The sequence below is a fragment of the Bowmanella sp. JS7-9 genome (genome assembly GCF_004329715.1).
Taxonomy (GTDB): Bacteria; Pseudomonadota; Gammaproteobacteria; order Enterobacterales; family Alteromonadaceae; genus Pseudobowmanella; species Pseudobowmanella zhangzhouensis.
Genome location: NZ_JXSY01000003.1, coordinates 35,876 through 56,757 on the forward strand (window position 1 = coordinate 35,876; position 20,882 = coordinate 56,757).

At 48.2% G+C, this 20,882-nt stretch carries 24 protein-coding genes; 10 read left to right on the forward strand and 14 right to left on the reverse strand.

Translation table 11 applies throughout. The features are described 5' to 3' along the window. The first annotated feature begins 74 nt into the window (after positions 1 to 74). The 4 genes from cobB to TK45_RS02095 are packed head-to-tail and all read left to right on the forward strand — an operon-like array spanning position 75 to position 2,908. Positions 75 to 782 carry a Sir2 family NAD+-dependent deacetylase gene (gene cobB, locus TK45_RS02080; RefSeq protein ID WP_131256967.1) on the forward strand — a complete coding sequence of 236 codons (708 nt, stop codon included), beginning with the start codon at positions 75 to 77 and terminating at the stop codon, positions 780 to 782. A gap of 1 nt (position 783) precedes the next feature. Then, positions 784 to 1,407, forward strand: a complete 624-nt coding sequence (locus TK45_RS02085; RefSeq protein ID WP_174719764.1) for a LysE family translocator — start codon at positions 784 to 786, stop codon at positions 1,405 to 1,407. A 29-nt stretch (positions 1,408 to 1,436) separates the two neighbouring features. Beyond that, positions 1,437 to 2,270 carry a glucosaminidase domain-containing protein gene (locus TK45_RS02090; RefSeq protein WP_131256968.1) on the forward strand — a complete coding sequence of 278 codons (834 nt, stop codon included), beginning with the start codon at positions 1,437 to 1,439 and terminating at the stop codon, positions 2,268 to 2,270. Next, positions 2,267 to 2,908, forward strand: coding sequence for a DUF2987 domain-containing protein (locus tag TK45_RS02095; RefSeq protein ID WP_131256969.1), 642 nt, complete (start codon positions 2,267 to 2,269; stop codon positions 2,906 to 2,908). Before TK45_RS02090 ends, TK45_RS02095 begins: the two co-directional genes overlap by 4 nt. On the opposite strand, the gene ttcA is transcribed toward TK45_RS02095, so the two are convergent. Continuing rightward, positions 2,905 to 3,813, reverse strand: coding sequence for a tRNA 2-thiocytidine(32) synthetase TtcA (gene ttcA, locus TK45_RS02100; RefSeq protein ID WP_131256970.1), 909 nt, complete (start codon positions 3,811 to 3,813; stop codon positions 2,905 to 2,907). The genes TK45_RS02095 and ttcA overlap by 4 nt on opposite strands. 140 nt (positions 3,814 to 3,953) lie before the next feature. Here ttcA and TK45_RS16190 point away from each other — a divergent pair, with 140 nt between their 5' ends. Beyond that, positions 3,954 to 4,106, forward strand: coding sequence for a hypothetical protein (locus TK45_RS16190; protein WP_165490677.1), 153 nt, complete (start codon positions 3,954 to 3,956; stop codon positions 4,104 to 4,106). Positions 4,107 to 4,133: 27 nt separating this feature from the next. On the opposite strand, the gene uspE is transcribed toward TK45_RS16190, so the two are convergent. The 10 genes from uspE to ccoN form a co-directional block, all read right to left on the reverse strand. After that, positions 4,134 to 5,063 (reverse strand): universal stress protein UspE, encoded by a 930-nt coding sequence (gene uspE / locus TK45_RS02105; RefSeq protein ID WP_131256971.1) that lies wholly within the window; start codon positions 5,061 to 5,063, stop codon positions 4,134 to 4,136. 98 nt (positions 5,064 to 5,161) lie between these two features. Then, positions 5,162 to 5,881 carry a fumarate/nitrate reduction transcriptional regulator Fnr gene (gene fnr, locus TK45_RS02110; RefSeq protein WP_131256972.1) on the reverse strand — a complete coding sequence of 240 codons (720 nt, stop codon included), beginning with the start codon at positions 5,879 to 5,881 and terminating at the stop codon, positions 5,162 to 5,164. 30 nt (positions 5,882 to 5,911) lie between these two features. Next, positions 5,912 to 6,583 (reverse strand): sulfite exporter TauE/SafE family protein, encoded by a 672-nt coding sequence (locus TK45_RS02115; RefSeq protein ID WP_131256973.1) that lies wholly within the window; start codon positions 6,581 to 6,583, stop codon positions 5,912 to 5,914. Then, positions 6,564 to 6,749, reverse strand: a complete 186-nt coding sequence (ccoS, locus tag TK45_RS02120) for a cbb3-type cytochrome oxidase assembly protein CcoS (RefSeq protein WP_131256974.1) — start codon at positions 6,747 to 6,749, stop codon at positions 6,564 to 6,566. The genes TK45_RS02115 and ccoS overlap by 20 nt, the downstream gene beginning before the upstream one ends. Before the next feature lie 2 nt (positions 6,750 to 6,751). After that, positions 6,752 to 9,112: a heavy metal translocating P-type ATPase gene (locus TK45_RS02125; RefSeq protein ID WP_131256975.1), complete on the reverse strand. Its 2,361-nt coding sequence runs from the start codon at positions 9,110 to 9,112 to the stop codon at positions 6,752 to 6,754. Then, positions 9,112 to 9,597 (reverse strand): FixH family protein, encoded by a 486-nt coding sequence (locus TK45_RS02130; protein WP_131256976.1) that lies wholly within the window; start codon positions 9,595 to 9,597, stop codon positions 9,112 to 9,114. The genes TK45_RS02125 and TK45_RS02130 overlap by 1 nt, the downstream gene beginning before the upstream one ends. A gap of 62 nt (positions 9,598 to 9,659) precedes the next feature. Beyond that, complete coding sequence (gene ccoP / locus TK45_RS02135; protein WP_131256977.1) at positions 9,660 to 10,628, reverse strand: cytochrome-c oxidase, cbb3-type subunit III; 969 nt, start codon at positions 10,626 to 10,628, stop codon at positions 9,660 to 9,662. Next, on the reverse strand, positions 10,621 to 10,809 hold the full coding sequence (locus TK45_RS02140) for a cbb3-type cytochrome c oxidase subunit 3 (protein ID WP_131256978.1): 189 nt from the start codon (positions 10,807 to 10,809) through the stop codon (positions 10,621 to 10,623). Before TK45_RS02140 ends, ccoP begins: the two co-directional genes overlap by 8 nt. Before the next feature lie 5 nt (positions 10,810 to 10,814). After that, positions 10,815 to 11,420: a cytochrome-c oxidase, cbb3-type subunit II gene (ccoO, locus tag TK45_RS02145; protein WP_131256979.1), complete on the reverse strand. Its 606-nt coding sequence runs from the start codon at positions 11,418 to 11,420 to the stop codon at positions 10,815 to 10,817. Between the two features lie 11 nt (positions 11,421 to 11,431). Next, positions 11,432 to 12,859: a cytochrome-c oxidase, cbb3-type subunit I gene (gene ccoN / locus TK45_RS02150; protein ID WP_131256980.1), complete on the reverse strand. Its 1,428-nt coding sequence runs from the start codon at positions 12,857 to 12,859 to the stop codon at positions 11,432 to 11,434. A 285-nt stretch (positions 12,860 to 13,144) separates the two neighbouring features. Here ccoN and TK45_RS02155 point away from each other — a divergent pair, with 285 nt between their 5' ends. Next, complete coding sequence (locus TK45_RS02155; RefSeq protein ID WP_131256981.1) at positions 13,145 to 13,537, forward strand: hypothetical protein; 393 nt, start codon at positions 13,145 to 13,147, stop codon at positions 13,535 to 13,537. A gap of 6 nt (positions 13,538 to 13,543) precedes the next feature. On the opposite strand, the gene TK45_RS02160 is transcribed toward TK45_RS02155, so the two are convergent. After that, the gene (locus tag TK45_RS02160; protein WP_131256982.1) at positions 13,544 to 15,130 is read right to left on the reverse strand and encodes a cation:proton antiporter family protein; all 1,587 of its coding nucleotides are present in this window, start codon (positions 15,128 to 15,130) and stop codon (positions 13,544 to 13,546) included. 71 nt (positions 15,131 to 15,201) lie between these two features. Then, positions 15,202 to 15,897 carry an SOS response-associated peptidase family protein gene (locus TK45_RS02165; RefSeq protein ID WP_131256983.1) on the reverse strand — a complete coding sequence of 232 codons (696 nt, stop codon included), beginning with the start codon at positions 15,895 to 15,897 and terminating at the stop codon, positions 15,202 to 15,204. Between the two features lie 127 nt (positions 15,898 to 16,024). Between TK45_RS02165 and TK45_RS02170 the strand changes: the two genes are divergently transcribed. Both TK45_RS02170 and TK45_RS02175 read left to right on the forward strand, forming a co-directional pair. Beyond that, on the forward strand, positions 16,025 to 17,662 hold the full coding sequence (locus tag TK45_RS02170) for a Na/Pi cotransporter family protein (RefSeq protein WP_131256984.1): 1,638 nt from the start codon (positions 16,025 to 16,027) through the stop codon (positions 17,660 to 17,662). Further along, positions 17,640 to 18,545 carry a TIGR00730 family Rossman fold protein gene (locus tag TK45_RS02175; RefSeq protein ID WP_254426517.1) on the forward strand — a complete coding sequence of 302 codons (906 nt, stop codon included), beginning with the start codon at positions 17,640 to 17,642 and terminating at the stop codon, positions 18,543 to 18,545. The genes TK45_RS02170 and TK45_RS02175 overlap by 23 nt, the downstream gene beginning before the upstream one ends. Here the strand turns inward: TK45_RS02175 and cdd are convergent. Next, positions 18,535 to 18,930, reverse strand: a complete 396-nt coding sequence (gene cdd, locus TK45_RS02180) for a cytidine deaminase (protein ID WP_217350798.1) — start codon at positions 18,928 to 18,930, stop codon at positions 18,535 to 18,537. The two genes, TK45_RS02175 and cdd, sit on opposite strands and share 11 nt — an antisense overlap. A gap of 194 nt (positions 18,931 to 19,124) precedes the next feature. Between cdd and TK45_RS02185 the strand changes: the two genes are divergently transcribed. Continuing rightward, positions 19,125 to 19,937, forward strand: a complete 813-nt coding sequence (locus tag TK45_RS02185) for a DUF2797 domain-containing protein (RefSeq protein ID WP_254426518.1) — start codon at positions 19,125 to 19,127, stop codon at positions 19,935 to 19,937. Between the two features lie 89 nt (positions 19,938 to 20,026). Further along, positions 20,027 to 20,863 carry an SGNH/GDSL hydrolase family protein gene (locus tag TK45_RS02190; RefSeq protein WP_131256987.1) on the forward strand — a complete coding sequence of 279 codons (837 nt, stop codon included), beginning with the start codon at positions 20,027 to 20,029 and terminating at the stop codon, positions 20,861 to 20,863. The last annotated feature ends 19 nt before the right edge of the window (positions 20,864 to 20,882 follow it).

The following is a 20,882-nucleotide window of genomic DNA, read 5'->3' on the forward strand; positions in this document are numbered from 1 at the left end:
TTTGACACATAAGCCAATAAACTAGCCGCGTTGAAGCCAACTGGTTGAATTGTGTACGAATTAGGTGCGTCGTTGTGAAATATAAAAATATTGTGGTGTTAACTGGTGCGGGGATCTCTGCTGAATCCGGTATCAAAACCTTTCGTGATGCGGATGGTTTATGGGAAAACCATCGGGTAGAGGAAGTCGCCACGCCAGAAGGCTTCTTGCAACATCCCGAGCGGGTCTACCGCTTTTACAATCAAAGACGTCAGCAACTAATCAGCCCTGAGATACAACCTAACGCCGCGCATTATGCGCTGGCAAAACTGGCTGCACATTGCTCCGGTGACGTGACGCTGGTGACACAAAATGTGGATGATCTGCACGAGCGGGCGGGTAGCCACAAGGTTTTACATATGCACGGCGAATTAAAAAAAGCGCGCTGTATCCAGTCCGGTAACGTTATCATTGCGCCAGAGACTTTTGATAGTCGTGATATCTGTTCCTGCTGTAAGATCCCAAGTTCAATTCGTCCGCATATAGTCTGGTTTGGTGAAATGCCGCTGTACATGGATGAGATTAGCGAGAAATTGCAACAAGCAGACCTGTTTATTGCCATTGGCACCTCGGGTCATGTTTACCCGGCGGCGGGCTTCGTCGATTTAGCCAGTCGTTATGGTGCCCATTGTGTAGAACTGAATCTGGAGCCTGGCATGGGCGCCAGTTTATTTGATGAGGCTCACTACGGACCCGCCACGGATGTAGTGCAGCGATACGTAACAGGATTATTGGAAGCCTAATATGATGTATTGGCAGGAATTTTTAACTATTGCCTTTGTCCACTTGCTGGCAGTTGCCAGTCCGGGCCCGGATTTTGCGATTGTATTACGTCATAGCGTACAGTTTGGCCGGCGCGCGGCCATGCTTACCAGTATCGGCATTGGTACCGGTATTTTGCTGCACGTTGCCTATTCGTTGTTGGGAATTGCCCTGATAATTAAATCCACGCCTTGGTTATTCAGCCTGCTCAGTTATGCAGCGGCTGCCTATTTGCTTTATATCGGTGTGTCTGCTCTGCGCGCAAAACCGGGGCAATATCATCCTGAAAAGATCCAGCAACAGGCCAAACCGATGTCTGCGCGCAAAGCCTTTATGGTCGGGTTTTTAACCAATGGTTTGAATCCTAAAGCGACGCTGTTCTTTTTATCCCTGTTTGCTGTCGTGATCAGCGCAGATACCCCACAAACGGTTAAGATTGCCTATGGCTTTTATCTGGCGCTGGCTACTGGCACCTGGTTTTGTTTGCTATCATGGGGCTTAAGTTCGCAGGCAGTGCGGCGCTTTATTGGTGATCAGGGTCATTGGGTAGACAGAATAATGGGCCTGGTATTGGTGTTACTTGCCATTCAGTTGGTGCTGCGTTAAACGCGACTGTTGTACAGAGCAGAGAAGAAATGCAAACACACAAAGCAAATTGGGTTGGGTCAGTTTTCGCTAAAGTCGCCGTGGTTGCGCTGCTAATCGCCGCCTTGGCCGTACCGTTTTATCATTCGGTACCCTCGGTCGATACCGGTGAGGAGATGGAAAATTTAGACATCCCTACACGTCTGAATAATCGCTCACTGAAAGCCAGCAAAATACCGGATTTTGGTTCTATTACTGATGTTGCAGCGAAGAAAAAAGCTTTCTTCAATTACCTGCGTCCGGCAATCAAGCGTCAGAATGACTTTATCCGCGCGGATCGTTTGTTTTTGCTGGGGGTGATGGACAAATTACAGCAGCAACGTGACCTTAACGATGACGAGTTACTGCATTTAGACGAACTGGCGGAAGCGTATAAAGTCGACCAGCCGGTATTCAATGAAGATAACCTCAAACGTTTACTGAAACGGGTCGATGTGGTGCCGTTAGAGCTGGTACTAGTGCAGGCTGCCAATGAAAGCGCCTGGGGTACCTCGCGTTTTGCCCGCCAGGGATATAATTTTTTTGGGATTTGGTGCTATCGCCGAGGCTGCGGTTTTGTGCCTAGTCAACGCAATACCGGCGCAGATCATGAAGTAGCCAAGTTTTCCAGCCTGAGTCATGCAGTGCAGCGCTATCTGCTCAATATCAATACACACAGAGCCTACCGCAAACTGCGTGATTTACGTGCGCAGATGCGCGCCAATGGCGATAAGCCCACTGCAGAAGGTATCGCCATGGGGCTGATAAATTATTCACAACGTCGCGAGGAATACGTGGCGGAATTATTGGATATGATCGATCACAATCAGGAATATTTTGAATGAAGAAACGTGTTGTACTGGCGCTGACAGCCTTGTTAAGCAGTAACCTTGTCGCGGCAGATTTGAACCTGGAATACAAAGCCTTCTATTCGCATCTGAAAAAACTCGATAAACCTGAACTGGATCAACTGGAATTTACTTTCGGCTTCCGTTACGTAGCGGGTGAGGGGTTGTGTCATATCGATAATGTGGTCATCAGCACCCCAAAGCAACAGATACCGGTAGATGTGATAAACGGCCAGCGCTTTCGCTTACCGACCGAAAATGCCTTGAAACTAGCGGATGCGCAGGTGTGGATTTCGGTGCAAGAGCCAACTAATCAATGTGATATGTCCGTGCAATTACAAGCACGCCCTCTGGCACTGTCCAGTGAATATTCGTCAGAGTCACTGAATAATCTGGTCACGCAATTTGATACCTTCTTTGACGACATGGGTGGATTTATGTCGTTTATGATGCCAAGTCCGCAGGGCTTACAATTGCACTTTAGCCAACAACCAGACGTAACCGGACTGCACACCAGTCATGGCTCGAAGCTAGACGATACGACACTATGGTTGAATAAAGACGATATTGAAACCGGGAAAACGCTGAAATTTTCCCAGTTACCGTATCAAATTACCGTGTGGATGAAAGATTAATTCAGGGTCACAATCTGCACATCTCCTGATGTTGCAGATTGCTCAGCGGCAGGTATCGGCTCATGATCAAATGCTGTGTCGCCGCCTTCAAACGGGGTGTCCTGAGTCTTCAGGCCGCTAAAGTCATAAAGATTGCGGTCCAGTAGATGAGATGGTGCGACGTTTTGCGTGGCACGGAACATGCTCTCAATACGCCCCGGAAAACGCTTATCCCAGTCCTGTAACATCATCTTAATGGCTTTGCGTTGCAGGTTCTCCTGCGATCCACACAAGTTGCACGGAATTATCGGGAATTCGACCAGTTCGGCATAACGGCTGATATCTTTTTCTGTGCAATACGCCAGCGGGCGGATCACCATATGCTTACCGTCATCGCTAACTAACTTAGCCGGCATGGATTTTAATTTGCCACCATGGAACATGTTTAGAAACAGGGTTTCCAGCATGTCGTCACGGTGATGACCCAGAGCAATTTTCGTCGCACCTAACTCGGTGGCGGTGCGATACAAAATACCACGGCGCAGGCGGCTACAAAGTGAGCAGGTGGTTTTACCTTCCGGGATAATACCTTTTACTATGCTGTAGGTGTCTTCTTCTACGATTTTGTAATCAACGCCAATACGCGCAAGGTATTCAGGTAAAATATGTTCAGGGAAGCCCGGCTGTTTCTGATCCAGATTCACTGCCACGATATCGAAATGAATCGGTGCGTGTTGGCGCAAAAATAACAGAATATCTAATAGGGTGTAGCTGTCTTTACCACCAGATAAACACACCATTACTTTGTCGCCATCTTCAATCATATTGAAATCAGCAATGGCCTGACCGACACCGCGGCGCAGACGTTTTTGTAATTTATTGAAACCGTACTTTTGTTTAGCGGTTAACGTGTCTAACTGGCTCATAACTACCCCAAGTAAATAAGGGCGTGGATTATACCCGAACGAATCGGTTTGTGTAGGACGAAACACATCTTTACAAACCTTGGCTTGGTGAAATTTTATGCGCTGCGCTATGTTTAATCTATCGAGATTAAATGGAGAGAATGATGTATCGATACCTGATACTGTTTGCCTGTCTGCTGGCCGCTGTTCTCAGTTACGTAGTGGGAATAAACGAAGGGATTATCTTGTTTGTCGGCGTCGGTATGATTTTCGAAGCTATTTTCTGGCTTAAATTATTGAAACCACAACATTAAAAAAAACGGGCAAAACGCCCGCTTTTTCTATTTGGGTTGCAGTGGTGACCGAAAGTCGTGAGGTTTGATGGTCAGAACATCACAATCCAGCGCATCGATTATATGTTCCGCAGTATTGCCTATCAGCGCTGCACTAATACCAGTACGCCCAACCGTGCCAATAATGACCAGCTCTGCATCGAGTTTTTTCGCCATGGTTGGGATGACATCTTCCGGCATACCTTCCTCTACATGACAATTTTGCTCGGCTATACCGCTGACTTTGGCAAATTCCTGCATGGTTGTGTTGTGATAACTGCGCACGGACTGATTGTAATCGTGCGGGTCGAACTCCGGGATTTCGATAGCAATATTGACCGGTGTGGCTGGAAACGCGTTAACCAGATGGATATCCGCTTTGAGTGAACTACCGAATGCTTTGGCGGTGGCGGCAATGCGCTGATTAAGATCCCGGTGTGCTTCATCTTCCGTTCCCTGATTCACTGCCGCTAAAATTTGCCCACCCTGAGGCCATTCATGCTCTTTAACCAGCAGAACCGCGCTGGGTGACTTACGAATCAGATGCCAATCGGTGGGGGTAAAAATCACCGATTTGAGAATATTATGTTGATGCGTACCTTTTACGACCAGGTCGTAGTGGCCCTCAATAACCTCGTGGATAATGCTTTCATAGGGGCGGTTATGCCAGACGACTTTCATTGCCACTTCGCTACCAGCAAAACGTTCAGCAATCAGTTCTTCGAGCCACTCACTGCGACTGTTCAGGACAGATTGGCGCAGAATTTCCCGCTCCTCTATTGAGAGCATACCGGTCATTTCATAGGAAATATCATAGATGGTCAGCAGGGCAGTCACGCTGGCGTGATTCTTCTCTGCAATTTCCAAAGCGCGGGACAGGGCTTTTTGATCCTGCTGGGTAGGATCAATGACGGCAAGTAACTTCTTATAGGGGATCATGGGGCAGCTTCCTGGCAACTTGTACATTTAGTGTACGCCAGAATGCCATTGCTGCCACAAAAACAATTGTGGCAGATCAATTACTTAGAAATGAATTTTTAGGCTGCGCTGAATAATTTTTCGCAATCGGCAACTAGTTGCTCGCTTTGCAGGCTGATAAATTTACCTTCAACCTTTATTAACCCAGCCTTCTGGAATCGGGTCAACAGGCGTGAAATGGTTTCAACTGTCAGACCCAGATAGTTACCAATTTCCGCGCGGGTCATGGATAAACGGAACTGGCGAGATGACAAGCCGCGTTCACCGAAGCGTACCGATAAAGATTGTAAAAAGTAGGCTAAACGCTCATTAGCAGTGCGCTGATTAAGTTGCAGCATCATGTCATGATTGTGGCTGATTTCACCGCTCATCAAACGCATCACCTGTTGGCCAAGCTTTGGAAACGTGCTGGACAGCTGGGTCAACGTATCAAACGGAACTTCGCACAGCATGGACGTTTCCAGTGCCTGGCTATTACTTTGATGTAATTGTGTACTGATACCATCGAATCCAATCAAATCACCCGGCAGATGGAAAGCAATAATCTGCTCGGCGCCATCAGGCGAAACGGTATAGCTTTTAAATGATCCGGAACGAACCGCAAACAGGGATTTCAGCGGTTGGCCAGCCTGCGCCACCATATCGTTTTTATGATAAGGGCGTTTGCGCTCAATGATCTCATCCAGACGTGAAAGCTCTGTGCCATTTAACGAGTAAGGCAGACACAGTTGGCTGATACTGCAATGCTGACAGCTTATTCCACAAGCCGATGATTTCATGATGGACTCCGGTTCCTGCTCGATTACGCGCTAATATAGCGAAATTTGCAGTGAAATTAAAACGTTAAAGAGGCCAAACGCCACCAAACTGAGCCCGATAAGACTGCGGATCAGGGCCTGTTTTACCCATTCGTTGAGTTGCACGCCCAACAGCGATACGGTTAGCAGTGCTGGTAAAGTACCCACACCAAAAAACACCATTACCAGTGCACCATCGACACTACTGCCACTGGCCATTGACCAACTGAGCGTGGAGTACACCAATCCGCAGGGCAGCCAACCCCAGACAACGCCATACAGGTAGGCTTGAGGCAGGTGTTTTACAGGCAACAGGGCACGTGACAATGGGGCGAGACGTTTCCATAACACACTGCCCAATTGTTCAAGATGCGTCAGACCACGCCACCAGTTACCGATATATAAACCCAACAAAACCAGCATCACACCGCTTAATAGCAGCAAGAGATTGACACTGCCGCTGCTTTGTTTGCCGACAATCTGACCAAGGCCACCGGCTAGTGCCCCGGCCAGGGCATAGCTGGACAGGCGACCGGCGTGATAAGCAAGCACAAACCCATTGGCGCTGCGCGCCGGATCAACTCCCATGCGAAAGGCGCTGACAATCCCCCCGCACATGCCGATACAGTGCAGGCTGCCAGCAAGGCCAATCAGCAGGGCAGCACTATAACTCAGGCTTATCATGGTCAGTCGGTTGTGCCGGCTTTTTCAAATCATCGTCAAACAGAATGCTGCTGCCATGGCGTTCCAGGTCTTCAAACTGATTCGTCTTTACCGCCCAGAAAAAAGCGCCCAGAGCTACGATGACCAGTAAGATCGCCAGTGGAATTAGAAAGTAAATGACTGACAAAGCTAATCCTTTTTCAGTAATGTGAGCGAGTTAGTTACGACGATCACTGAGCTTAATGACATGCCCAGCACGGCCATCCAAGGGGTGAGTATACCGCTAACCGCCAATGGCAGTATCAGCAGGTTATATCCCAGCGCCCAACCGATATTCTGGCGTATTTTTTGTCGGCAAAGCTTGGCGATGGTCAATAAATGTGGAATATGCATGAGTTTGGGTTGCAGCAATACCACATCCGCTGCACTTTTCGCTAAATCAGTTGCCGCAGCGAGCGTGACAGAGACATCCGCAGCAGCAAGCACCGGTCCATCATTAATCCCGTCGCCAACCATAAGCACTCGTTGTCCCTGAGATTGCATCTGGCGAATCAATGCCAGTTTATCTTCTGGTGTGCAATGAGCGTGTTGATGCTCAATTCCCAACTTTTCTGCCTGTTCCTGTACTGCTGGTGCAGCATCGCCACTAAGCAAATGAATCGGTTTATCTGCCAGAGCGATGACTAATTCACTGGCATCGTCGCGCAGCGTGTCGCTTAACCAAAATGCCGCGATACACGCGCTTTCATCGGCCAAAAATACCCGCGCGGATTGCCAGGCGGCGGGAATCTCAGCGCCAATAAATGCTGCTGAGCCAATACGGAAGCGCATATCGTTGATGGTGCCTTCAATACCCTGACCAATGTGTACCCGACCATCGGACACCTGGTGACATTCAGTATTGCTAAACGCTTTTGCGATAGGATGCTCTGACAACGCTTCCAGACTTGCGGCTAATGATAACGCTTGGTGTTGTTCCACCGTTGTTTGAATTGACGTCAGGCTAAACTGACCTTCCGTAAGCGTGCCGGTTTTATCCAGCGCCACGGTAGTTATCTGAGTCAGCTTTTCCAGGCTGTCTCCGCGCTTAATTAAAATCCCTTTGCGATTGAGGTTAGCCACTGCACTGGTCAGAGCGCTCGGAGTAGCCAGACCCAAAGCACAAGGGCAGGTACCAACCAATACGGCAATCGCAATGTAAAACGCATGGCTGGCGCCAGTGTCGTACCAATACCAGAAGGTCAGGGCAGATATCACCAGTACCGCGGCGACGAAGTAACTGGCCAGTTGATCTGCCAATCCGGCGATCGCAGGACGTTCTGCCATCGCCAACTCCTGTAGTCGCATTATCTGGCTGATAAGTGACTGTTTTAATGGGCGGGACACAGTAACGTAAAGTACATCGGACTGATTAATACTGCCGCCAAATACATTATCCCCGGCTTGTCGGCTTTGTGGCTCAAATTCGCCGGTCAGCATGGACTCATCGACTTCACTGCGGCCTTGGCTAACCACGCCATCGGCGGGAATCGTCTCACCAGCACGCACCAATATTTCATCACCTGCAACTAATTGACGAGCCAGTGCACTATGTACGTCGCCATCTATCATCTTATTGGCGGTGAGCGGCAAATGTTTCATGTTGTTGGCAGAAATTTGCGCAGCCCGATGGCGTGATTGGTGTTCCAGATATCGGCTGATTAGTAATAGAAAGATAAACATGGCCATGGACTCAAAATAAATGGGGCCGTGTTCAGTGATAGTGGCGTAGGCACTAGCTGAAAATGCGCCGAAAATTGCTACTGTAACCGGCACATCCATATTCAGTCGTCCGGCTTTTAGGGCATACCAGGCGCTTTGGTAAAAGCCCAGTCCTGAATACAACACCACAGGGGTGCACAATAACAGGCTGATCCAATGGAAAAATTGCCGTGTGGCGGTGTCGACATGATCAAACCAGTCGAAATACAGTGCAAAGGCCAGCATCATTAATTGCATAGTCATCAGACCGGCCAGCCCTAGCTTTTTCAGATAGCTTTTCTTTTCGCGCTGGTAGGATGCTTCATGCTGATCCGGTTGAAACGGCAGGGCCTGATAGCCGATACGGCTAAATACTTTAAGTAATGCAGACAGAGGTAAGGTTTTATCCGTCCAGCGCACGGTGGCGCGGCGTGCCGCCACATTGACCGCAACTTGCACGATGCCATCCGTTTTGGCTAACTGACGTTCAATTAACCACCCACAAGCCGCACAGGTTATTCCCTCGACGGTGAGTTGAATTTCACTGCAATCGCCATCGGCGACCACAAATTCCTGTTGCAATTGTTTGTCATCAAATACGGATAACTTTTGCAATATGTCTGTATCGCCAGCTTTTACCGCCTTATCGGTGCGAAAGCGATAGTAATCTTCCATACCGCCGTCGACGATTGCCTGTGCCACAGCCGCGCAGCCCGGGCAGCACATGGTACGTGGTTCGCCTAAAACTGTGACGCTGAAATCTGCATCAGCCGGCAACGGCTGAATGCAGTGAAAACAACTTTGGGTCATTAAGGCGCAATCCGAATCGCGTCAGCACGGGGCAGGGTGAATACGCTCTGAACTTTCCAGGCATCATTAAACGGTGTCATGGTCACACGCCATTTACCACTGATATCACCCGAGTAATTGGCGTGATAGCGGTTATCCGATGAGCGGATCAGGCGTATATCGAAATCTTTCTCTTTTAAGGTCGCATGGAAAAAATTTAATGTTAACGCCGTGCCGTCATGCTGTGCTGCATCGTCGAGCACAAATACCATTTCGCCATCCTGCACGGTCAGATTACCTGCGATACCCAATTGCTGTGCCTGTTCAATCTTGAGCAGTTGCTTATTGATTGCGCGGCCTTCTTTGTAATAGTCGTCAATAACCAGTGAATCTTTGCCACTGGTGGACACATAGGCAATAACGAAACCCATAATGACGGAGGTAAAAGGGATAAGGATCAGTACCCAGGGCCAAACTTGTTTATACCAGGGAGAGGTAGACTGCATATCATTCTCGTTTTAAAAAAAAGCCTCGTTAAATAACGAGGCTTTTATACCACTTTACAGGTTTATTTGTCTTCTGATGGCTTGTTAGACAGGCTGTAAACGTATGCACTGATTACGTGAATTTTCTCTTCACCCAGAATCTCTTTCCATGCAGGCATGACACCGGCACGACCATGGGTCAGAGTTTCAGTAATGCTGCGCTCGCTGCCGCCGTACAACCAGATGTTGTCCGTCAGATTAGGTGCACCCATCGCATGGTTACCTTTGCCGTCCATACCGTGACAGGCAGCACACACTGCGAATTTGGCTTTGCCTGCTTCGGCCAGTTGTGCATCTACTTCACGACCACTCAGCGTTTGCACGTAAGCAACCAGTTCCTTAATGCCATCTTCACCGAAGGTATCAATCCACGCAGGCATTGCCCCCTGACGACCATGTAAAAGAGTCGTTTTGATAGTGTTGAATTCACCACCATACAACCAATCATTGTCAGTCAGGTTAGGGAAGCCATTACCACCGCGTGCATCTGAACCGTGACATTGAGCACAGTTTTGCAGGAACAAACGCTTACCGATTTTCAGCGCTTCTTCATCCGCCATCAGATCTTCAACGGTTTGCTGGGCAATCTCAGAGAAGATAGGGCCAAATTTTTCGTCGGCCATGGCCACTTCGCGGTCATACATGATGACTTTGCCATCGGCGATCGCTTGCTTGGTGGCTTCTTTCGACTCTTCCATGCTCAATACGCCCTGGTTTGAGCTCTTCCAGCCAAACAAGCCTTCGTGCCCGGCTGAGAAGCTAGGGAACACCAGGAAGTAAATTAAACCCCACACCATAGTGATGTAGAACATGATGGTCCACCAACGTGGCAGAGGGTTATTTATTTCCTCAATGCCATCGAAGGTGTGACCCATCGACTCACCTTCCGCGATACCGGTTTTGTTAGACAAACACCAACGCAGCAGGAAGTAGCAGCCGATTACAGTGCCAACGCTGATCGCGCCGACAAATATCATCCAAAAACTACTCATTAGTAGAAGACTCCCGTGTTTGTTGCGTAGAGGCCTTATGTTGCTCTTCGTCATCGAAGATTAGGTTTGCCGCTTCTTCAAAGTTTTTCTTTGATTGACGGCTATAGGCCCACCACACAATCGCGATAAAAGTTACAAAAACTAAAACGGTGGAAATACTGCCGATTAATCCGTGATCCATAGGGTTCACTTCAGCGCAGTGCCCAGTGATTGCAGGTAAGCAATCAGAGCTTCCATTTCAGTTTTACCTTTCACCGCTGCCTGAGCGCCCGCGATATCTTCATCGGTGTATGGCACACCGAAACCACGGAACACTTCCATTTTCTTCGCGGTCAACGCACCGTCCAGTTTGTTCTCATTCAACCAAGGGAAACTTGGCATATTTGACTGAGGAACCACTGTACGTGGGTTGGTCAGGTGAACGCGATGCCATTCATCACTGTAACGACCGCCAACACGCGCCAGATCCGGACCGGTACGCTTAGAGCCCCACAGGAACGGATGCTCCCATACAGACTCGCCAGCTACGGAATAGTGACCATAACGTTCAGTTTCAGCACGGAATGGGCGAATCATCTGCGAGTGACAACCGACACAGCCTTCACGGATATAAATGTCACGACCCTCTAACTGCAGGGCAGTGTAGGGTTTCAGACCTTTAACCGGGGTGGTCATCTCTTTTTGGTAAAACAGTGGAAAGATTTCTGCCAGGGCACCAAAGCTAATCGCGATGATGACCATAACAATCAACAATCCAGTATTTTTTTCGATTTTCTCGTGGATATTTACCATGACGTCACTCCTTAAGCCGGCTTGGTTTCTAAATACATGTGCTCTTCGGTGCCACGCACAGTGCGGTACACGTTATAAGCCATGATTAACATACCGGCTACCACGCACAATCCACCCAGGAAACGTACGAAGTAGAAAGGATACGACGCTTCTAAAGATTCCACGAAGCTGTAGGTCAGGGTGCCGTCAGCGTTGATTGAACGCCACATCATGCCCTGCATAACACCGCTGATCCACATGGCCACGATGTACAATACTACGCCGATAGTCGCCAGCCAGAAGTGAATGTTAACCAGTGTGTAGCTATACATACGAGCTTTGCCGAACAGAACAGGAATCAGGTGATACAGAGAGCCGATAGACACCATCGCTACCCAACCTAACGCACCAGAGTGTACGTGACCTACGGTCCAGTCGGTGTAGTGAGACAGCGCGTTAACGGTCTTAATCGCCATCATCGGACCTTCGAAGGTCGACATACCGTAGAAAGACAGAGAAACAATCAGGAAACGCAGAACAGGGTCGCGACGCAGTTTATGCCATGCACCAGACAGAGTCATGATACCGTTGATCATACCGCCCCATGAAGGCACGAACAGAATGACCGACATCACCATACCCAGAGACTGAGTCCAGTCTGGCAGCGCGGTATAGTGCAAGTGGTGCGGACCAGCCCAGATATACAGGGAAACCAGTGCCCAGAAGTGTACAACCGACAAACGATAAGAGAATACCGGACGCTCTGCTTGTTTCGGAACGAAGTAGTACATCATGCCCAGGAAGCCGGCAGTGAGGAAGAAACCTACTGCGTTGTGGCCGTACCACCATTGCATCATCGCATCTACCGCACCGGCATACAGCGAGTATGACTTGGTCATAGATACCGGAATAGCCATGCTGTTACCAATGTGCAGCACTGCTACAGTAATGATGAAGGCGCCCAGGAACCAGTTAGCCACGTATATGTGTGACACTTTACGTTTGATAACGGTACCGAAGAACACGATAGCGTACGCAATCCACACCAAGGCGATTAAGATATCGATTGGCCATTCCAGTTCAGCATATTCTTTGCTTGAAGTGATACCCAGAGGCAGGGTAACTGCAGCAAGAACAATAACAGCCTGCCAACCCCAGAAGGTAAAGGCGGCCAGTTTGTCACTGAACAGACGGGCTTGCGACGTGCGTTGCACGATGTAATAAGACGTAGCGAACAATGCGCAGCCACCGAAGGCAAAGATTACCGCGTTGGTGTGCAATGGACGCAGGCGAGAGTAGGTTAACCATGGCAAGTCAAAGCTAAGCTCTGGCCAGATCAACTGAGCAGCGATAAACACGCCGGCGCTCATGCCAACAATTCCCCAGACTACCGTCATAATGGCGAACTGTCGCACTACTTTGTAGTTGTATTGCGATTGTGCCTGACTGATTTCACTCATTTTTAAGTTTCTTCCAGCTTTTGAAAGTTATTGTTTATGACCCATGTAAAACATAGGTGAGTTGATTAAATTCGCCAGAGAGGGAAGCCCTTTTCGAGCAAAAAATAACCACATTGGTACTGTGTACGCGTGCATGATACGGTTGATAAAATCAAATTGAAAGTCATCCGGCTAAATGCTTGATCGGTATCAATAAAAAAACGAAGATCCCAGAAAACACATGGTGTGGAGAGATTTTTTAAAGTGTTCAGCAAATATACAAAAGTGGCCGTTTTATGCGGGTTATTGGCCATTATTTTAACGTTATCTTTACAACTTTCTAAAACCGGGCAAATAAATCCTGCCAGTGAGGTGTGCGAATTAAATTCGGCCTCGTGTGAGTTTTTAATTGAAAATCAGGTTATCCGCTTAACTTTCGAGCCTTTCCCTGTGCAATTGGAGGAGGAAATCCGACTCAAAGCGCATTTACCCTCAGGTTGGCAACTGCAAAGTGGCGCAATTGAAGGTGTGAATATGTATATGGGCCGTATTCCACTAATAACCGATGGACAAAACAGCGGCGTATTTTTTCTCGGTAGCTGCAGTGAAGCGCGAATGCAGTGGCAACTATTGCTGGAAATTTCTACTCAAAACGGTACGCGTTACCCTTTGATGGTACATTTCATCACCGAACGCTAAATGTGATCAGAAAAAACTGCCCTGACGCTGGGTCAACAGTAGTTGCAAGCTCTCTTCAGCAAAGCCGGTGCCGGCCTCAGTATAAAAGTTAAAGACTTTATTCAGGCCTGCATCCAATAATTGCTTACGATCATCCTCATAACGGGCGATAGCTACCACCTGGCCAGTAAAACCGGCCTTTTTCAGTTGCTGGTAAATATTCACCATATCGCCAATCGAAGGTAGGGCCAGCATCACCAGTTTTATCTGGCTGAGATCCATATATTCCCAAAACTCGGCATCTTCCGCGTCACCCAACATGACCGACTTGCCTGCCTTTCGCAGTTTCATGATTCTGTCCCGATCCGCATCCATGGCCCATACTTTGCCACCGAGTGCGCCGCTTAATGCATCATAGGCACCACGACCCACCCGGCCGATGCCCACGATTAATACTTCGGCATCCTTCGGTTGATGGAACACATCTTCACGCAGACGATGTTCGCTTTCATAACGGCGCAGCAGATCTTTGTAACGGGTAAACAGGCGGTGGGCCTGCGGGTAGAGCACACTGGTAACGATAAAGGAAAAACACACCGCCAGCGCAGTAATCACCAGCCATTCCTTGCTGAGGATCCCCAAACTGACGCACAGGGCGGCAACGATTAAGCCAAACTCACTGTAATTACTCATCACCAGGCCGGACAAAAACGCGGTGCGCGCACGCAATTGCAATAGCGCCAATACACCAAAAAACAGGATGAACTTAATAGGTAACAGCAAGGCCACCAGTGCCCCGGTGATGACCATTTGCTGATCTGGCAACGCAACAAAACCAATAGACAGGAAAAAACCAATCAGGAATAGATCTTTAAATGACATCAGGGATTTAGTCAGCTCCGTTGCTTTACCGTGGGTACTAAGCAACATGCCAACAATCAACGCACCTAAATCACCTTTTACGCCGACGGCTTCAAACAATTCGTAACTGCCCAATGCCAGAAAAAAGCCGGATAAGGGCAATAATTCACCGTGCCCGGCCATTTCCAGCAAACGCCCTAATAGCGGACGGGCAAAATACAGTGCAAATAAGCCAATCGCCCATAAAGAGGGGATTTTCCCCGTCGCGATGACCAGGAAAATCACTGCGACCACGTCCTGCATAATCAACATACCGATGGCCAGTTTGCCATGGCGTGTTTTGGTCTCTCCACTTTCTTCTAACAGTTTCACCACGCATACCGTGCTACTAAAACTTAGTGCGAAACCCAGTAGGGCCGCGGTAGGCATGCTGATCTGCGCAAGATACACCAGGCCGGTCAGTCCCAGCACTAAAATCAACGCAACAAATACCACTGTCCATAACAGCATATTGGCTACGGCACCCAACCAGATTTCCCGTTTTAACAGGTCTGGCACGTGCAATTTAAGCCCAATCGTAAACAACATCAGGGTAATGCCAAGATTTGCTAGCACGTTTAAAAACGCGGGGGCGTCAACGCCGAGAAAGTTCAGGCCAAAACCGGCCAGCAGAAAACCAATTAAGGGCGGCAGACCTGTCAGCCGGACAATAAAGCCAAATGCGAACGTCACGACTAACCAGAAAAAATCCACTACCACTCCTTATTAAGAACTAATCAACTAATTGATTATACGTTGTATTTTTAAATGCTCTGTGATTTATCTCAAGCATCTGCCGGTATGCTGAAGGGTTCTCCTACAGGGGTAAAACTGCCCGGCTTATCGATCGGTACTGCGGTTAAGTTATTCGCCAAAGCCGGCGTTAGCAAGGGTAATAAGGGTTGAATGTTGGTCAGGGTCGGATCCAACCAGGCCTCCAGCCAGTCTCCCTGCTGCGGTAAAATCAATGGCATCGACTTACTGTGGTAGGGGGCGAGCTTAGGGTGGGGCGGTAAAGTGATCACGCTACAGGACCACTGCTCTTCGCCTGTATTCGGGTGTCGCCAGCTGCGGCATACACCGCCAAGCAACAATCCACATTGGTCACCAATAAAATCATGATACAAAGTGCGCTTATCCGGCATCACCTGGGTTTCCCCAAAGCCTCTTACAACAAACACACAACGGCTTTGCTTAAAAGGCAGGTAACTGGCTGAGCCTGGTTGCGTGATTTTATCGTAACGACTGTTGAACGATGTGTACTTACCCGGTTTGAAGCCTTGTTCTGTCTTATCCAGCAGTAACCACCACAATGCAGTTTGCAGGACGCGACCATGCTGTCTGTCGCTGCGTACAATACTGACCGGGGCGGCAGCACGAATAAAGCGGCTATGCAGAAAATGAATATCCTCCGCGAACCCCAGTGCCTGATACAGCCCCCGCACAAAAGGATCATCACTAACGTTGAGTCTGCCACACATTATTGATTTACCTCATTGCCATGCCTGAATCCCTGAGCGTATCCTACACTTTGAAAAAAAATATAAAAATCAGATAGTTTCATCAGGCATCACTAACGCGATACGGATGGCTATCCGGGGGATTCAGATGGAAAATTTGCACATTATTATGGCAGGCATGACGGCGGTGATCCTGTTTGTGTTTGGTCTGGAAAACTTTAGCCGTGAAATCGAGCGTATCTCCGGTGAGCGTTTTCGTAAATCCCTGAGCCATGCCACCAAAATGCCGATTATCGGGCTGGTCATTGGTGCCGTGGTGACTATGTTTATTCAGTCCAGTTCTGCCACGTCGGTTATCACTATCTCGTTGGTAAATGCAGGGGTCTTGTCCTTTCAAAACAGTGTGGGGATTATTTTCGGCTCCAATATCGGTACAACCATTACCGCGCAATTGGTGGCATTTAAACTGACGGACTTTGCACCTATTTTTATCATTATCGGTTTTTTACTGACCCTGAGCCGCAACCGCTTCGCAATCTTCGGTAAAACCATTTTTTACTTTGGCTTTGTGTTTTTTAGTTTGAACCTGATCTCGTCGAGTCTGGCACCGCTGCAAAATAACCCGCAATTAGTTGAGGTGTTAACCCAACCGCAAAATCCTGCGCTGGCTCTGTTGGTGGGCTGTGTGTTTACGGCCATTGTGCAATCCAGTTCGGTGACAACCGGCCTGGCTATCGTCTTTACGCAACAGGGGTTGTTGTCGTTGGAAAATGCGGTACCGCTGATAATGGGGGCCAACATTGGCACGACTGCTACTGCCTTTATTGCCGTGTTTAATATGGATATCGCCGCCAAAAAAACGGCGTTAAGTCATTTCTTGTTTAATGTGGGTGGGGTATTAATCTTCTTCCCACTGCTGTTGCTGTTTGGTAACGCCTTAAACCAATATGATGGTGACGCCGCCATCGCACTGGCAACCATCCATCTGATATTTAACCTGGCAACCAGTATGGTGTTTATTGCTTTTGTTAACCCTTTTACCCGTTTAGTCGACTGGCTAATGGGCGAGGGTAAAATGGACTTTGTTCGCCTGGAGTTACCCGTTTACAACGAGCAACATACCTTTGACGATATTCGCGCCGCGCTACTAAACAACGAAACCGCGTTGCTGAGTTTTCTACAGGAAAACTACAACAGCGTGACCCTGAGCCTGGAAACCAATTATCAGGGGATTTTTGATGCAGCAGAAAAGCGCATTCAGTACATCGACTTCGTGCAAAAGGAATACCTGAGCTATTTTTCACGGGTAGCCGTTCAGGTCAATGATCCTAATGATTCTACTCAGCTTATTCACCTGATTAATCGCTTTGATTATCTGTTCCAGATCCATGACAGCATCAATGACCTTTTCAATACCAAGAAGGTGATGCAGGAGCATTTCATTGAGCTTAAAAGCGACATATTGCTTAATGTTCGGGCGTTATCCAGCCACACCCTGGAACTGTTTGATAACCTGGCTAAGTCTATCGATAGCCACACAGATTTTGACAGTAAACAGGAAGGTAAAGCGCTGCAACAGCATCTGGATGAAGTGAATCGCGCGCTGTTGGTATTAATGGCCAACCCGGAGCGTGCCGATGCGGGTGCATTGACTAACTTTGTAACCTATTCACAGCGCCTCAAGGATAAGCTAATTAACTTCGCCAAATTACGTGCGGCGCAGGTCGCAGAGGCGCCAGATCTTACTCAACAGGAACAAGCCAGTGTTGAAACCCCAACAACCTAAATGTCACCAGTTTCATAACGCCAGTGAAGACTTAGCCCACGCCAGACTTGATCCGGATGCTACTGAGCAAAGTCGCAGCAGCGCCTATCGATTAGCCTATGACGATTTGGATTTTGTCCTGCGCGATGAAATGCGTCCGGTTCGCTTGCTGATGGAATTATCTAAAACTGAACTCACTTTGCAGGACAACGATATTCAGCAAACGGTGGTGATTTTTGGTAGCGCCAGAACCCTTAGCCCTGAGCAGGCCACCGCGGAGCTAGAGCAAGTTGAAGCTGCCATGCAGAAACAGCCTCAATGCGATGCACTAAAAAAGCAACATGCATTAGCCAAACAGGCCGTAAAACGCAGTGATTATTATCAGCATGCCAGGCTATTGGCCCGTTTAATCACTGAACAGTCACACCGCGCTGATTATGCCGATGTGTGTATTACGACAGGTGGTGGCCCGGGCATTATGGAAGCTGCCAATCGCGGGGCATTCGAAGCCGGCGGCAAATCCATTGGCCTGAATATCATATTGCCGCACGAGCAGCATCCAAATCCTTATATCAGCCCGGAACTGTGTTTCCGTTTCCATTATTTCGCGATGCGAAAAATGCACTTTTTGTTAAGAGCACGCGCTTTAGTGGTATTTCCGGGTGGCTTTGGCACGTTGGATGAGTTGTTTGAGACGTTGACGTTAGTGCAAACCGGTAAAATTCAAAAATTCCCGATCCTACTGTTTAATCAGCAATACTGGCGTAGCCTGATTAATTTCGATTTACTGGTCGAAGAGGGAATGATCAGCGCAGAGGATATGCAAACGTTTCGTTTTGTAGAGAGTGCCGAAGAGGCCTGGCAACTGATTCACCAGGCCTTACTGGACGACGTCAAAGGCTAAAGTGATGGGGCAGCAATTCGCCCATGGTTAACGCTATGTCGCGCTCACCGTCGGCGCTAAAGCAGGTGACAGGTGTGTCAGCCTGACTGAATTCCATCAATACCTGACGGCATGCACCGCAGGGCATGATCGGCTCTGCAAGATTGGAAATGATGTAGACCCGTTTAATACCGCGCATACCTTTCGTCACGGCCGCATAAATGGCGGTGCGCTCGGCGCAATTTGTCAGCCCATAGGAAGCGTTTTCAACGTTGACGCCAAATTCAAACACCGATTTACCGTCGAGTTCGTACTCGATAGCAGCGGCGACCTGCACGTTGGAATAGGTAGAGTAGGAATGCTGTAAGGTAGCTTTAAGCTTTTGAATGATCTCGTGTTTTGTCACACAGTGTCCTTTTTCTGCCATTTATTGTTAATCGGAATCGGCAGTAAATTTTATGGACGCGGGAATGTATAACGAAAGCAGGGTACCTGTCCAGTATTGGCGATTGAAACCTTGTGCCGCTTACTGCACCATTAGGCTAATCAGAGATTAAAAACGGATATAATGTGTCTTCGTTTAGCGGAAATATCAGAAAAATGCGCGTCAGCGCCGACCCCACTGGCAAGGTTAATTATGTGCTGCCCATCGGTGAGCAACAGGTGCACATGAACCCACTTATCGGGCATACAATCAATGTCAGTCACAGCGGCAATATTCATTGTGTGCATTGCGGACGTAAAACCAAAAAGAGCTTTAGCCAGGGGTATTGCTTCCCTTGTATGAGTACTTTAGCGCAATGTGATTCTTGCATCATAAAACCAGAACTTTGCCACTATTTTCAGGGAACGTGCCGCGAACCTGCATGGGGTGAAGAACACTGTCTGACTGACCATTTCGTTTATATTGCCAATACCGGGGACGTCAAGGTGGGCATTACCCGTCATGTGGGCGAGGGTATCTCCAGTCGCTGGATTGATCAGGGCGCCAGTCAGGCGATTGTAATGTTACGGGTCGCTGACAGGTTACTCAGCGGCGAGGTGGAAACCCTGTGTAAAGCGTTTATCGCGGATAAAACTAACTGGCGCACAATGTTGAAAGGCCAGCCCGACGGTCAGGATTTAATTGCGCTGAAACAACAGTTGCTGGACAAAATCGCACCGGAATTAGCAACGTTGCAACAGCAGAAAGGCCTGCAGGCGGTGCAAATGGTAGAAGACACCGTGCATGACATTGCTTATCCGGTCTTGCAGTATCCGGATAAAATCAAGTCAATCAATCTGGACAAAGACGGACAGTTCAGTGGCACTTTACTGGGTATAAAAGGCCAGTACTGGCTGCTAGATGGCGACCGCGTGATAAATATGCGTAAGTATTCAGGCTATGAACTGACTATCGAACTGGATGATTAAAAATCTGGCATAAAAGAGCCCAAATTCTCAGCATGCGTACTCGTTGTCAACTAGGCTGATAATAATCTACATTCCAGCAAGGAAGCACAATGAGCTACGCCCGCACATTACCAGCCTACACCACGAATCAATGGCAAAACCCCAAGGGTTACAACATTTTACTTGAAGGCGATAGCTGGGCAGATATTCCGGTTTTCACGTCAAATCTTGGCTGGTCATTGGCCTTAGCGCTGAAAGATAAAATCAATTTATGCAATATCAGTCATTCCGGTGATTTAATGGATGAACTGATTCAAGGGCCACAATGGCGCCGGTTAAAAAAAGCCATTGGTAATCGTAATTATAAATTCGATTTATTGATTTTAAGTGCCGGCGGCAATGACATATTACTGAAAAAAGTGGATGGGCAGACCAACATCGAACGCCTGTTGAAATCGGCCAGTGGTAATGAGCCCAACGCCTATATTAATCAAGGTGTGTGTAACGAAATTATGCAGTTGTTGGTAGACCAATATCGCATTGTGTTGGATTACTGCCAAAGCGCTAATCCTGATTTAAAAGTTGCCACGCATTGCTATGATTTTATCTATCCACGCAATAAAGCGACTCTGGCAGTCATCGTTAAAGTTGCTGGACCCTGGGTATGGCCCGCGATGAATGGTAAAGGAATTACTGAGCCTGCCATGCAGCGCAAGATTATGAAAATCTTGCTAGGTGAATTTCGCAGCAAGATGCTCGAGCTCACGCAGCAGTACGCTAATTTTCATTTGTTTGATACGCAGGGCGTTTTACCGGAACTGCAGCAATGGCAGGATGACATCGATAACTGGCATGATGAAATTCATCCCAACAGTGATGGTTTCCGTAAGTTGGTAGAACAGTGCCTAAAACCGCAAATTGAAAACTGGATAGCACAGCAGGATTGACGTCGGCATCGAACAGTTA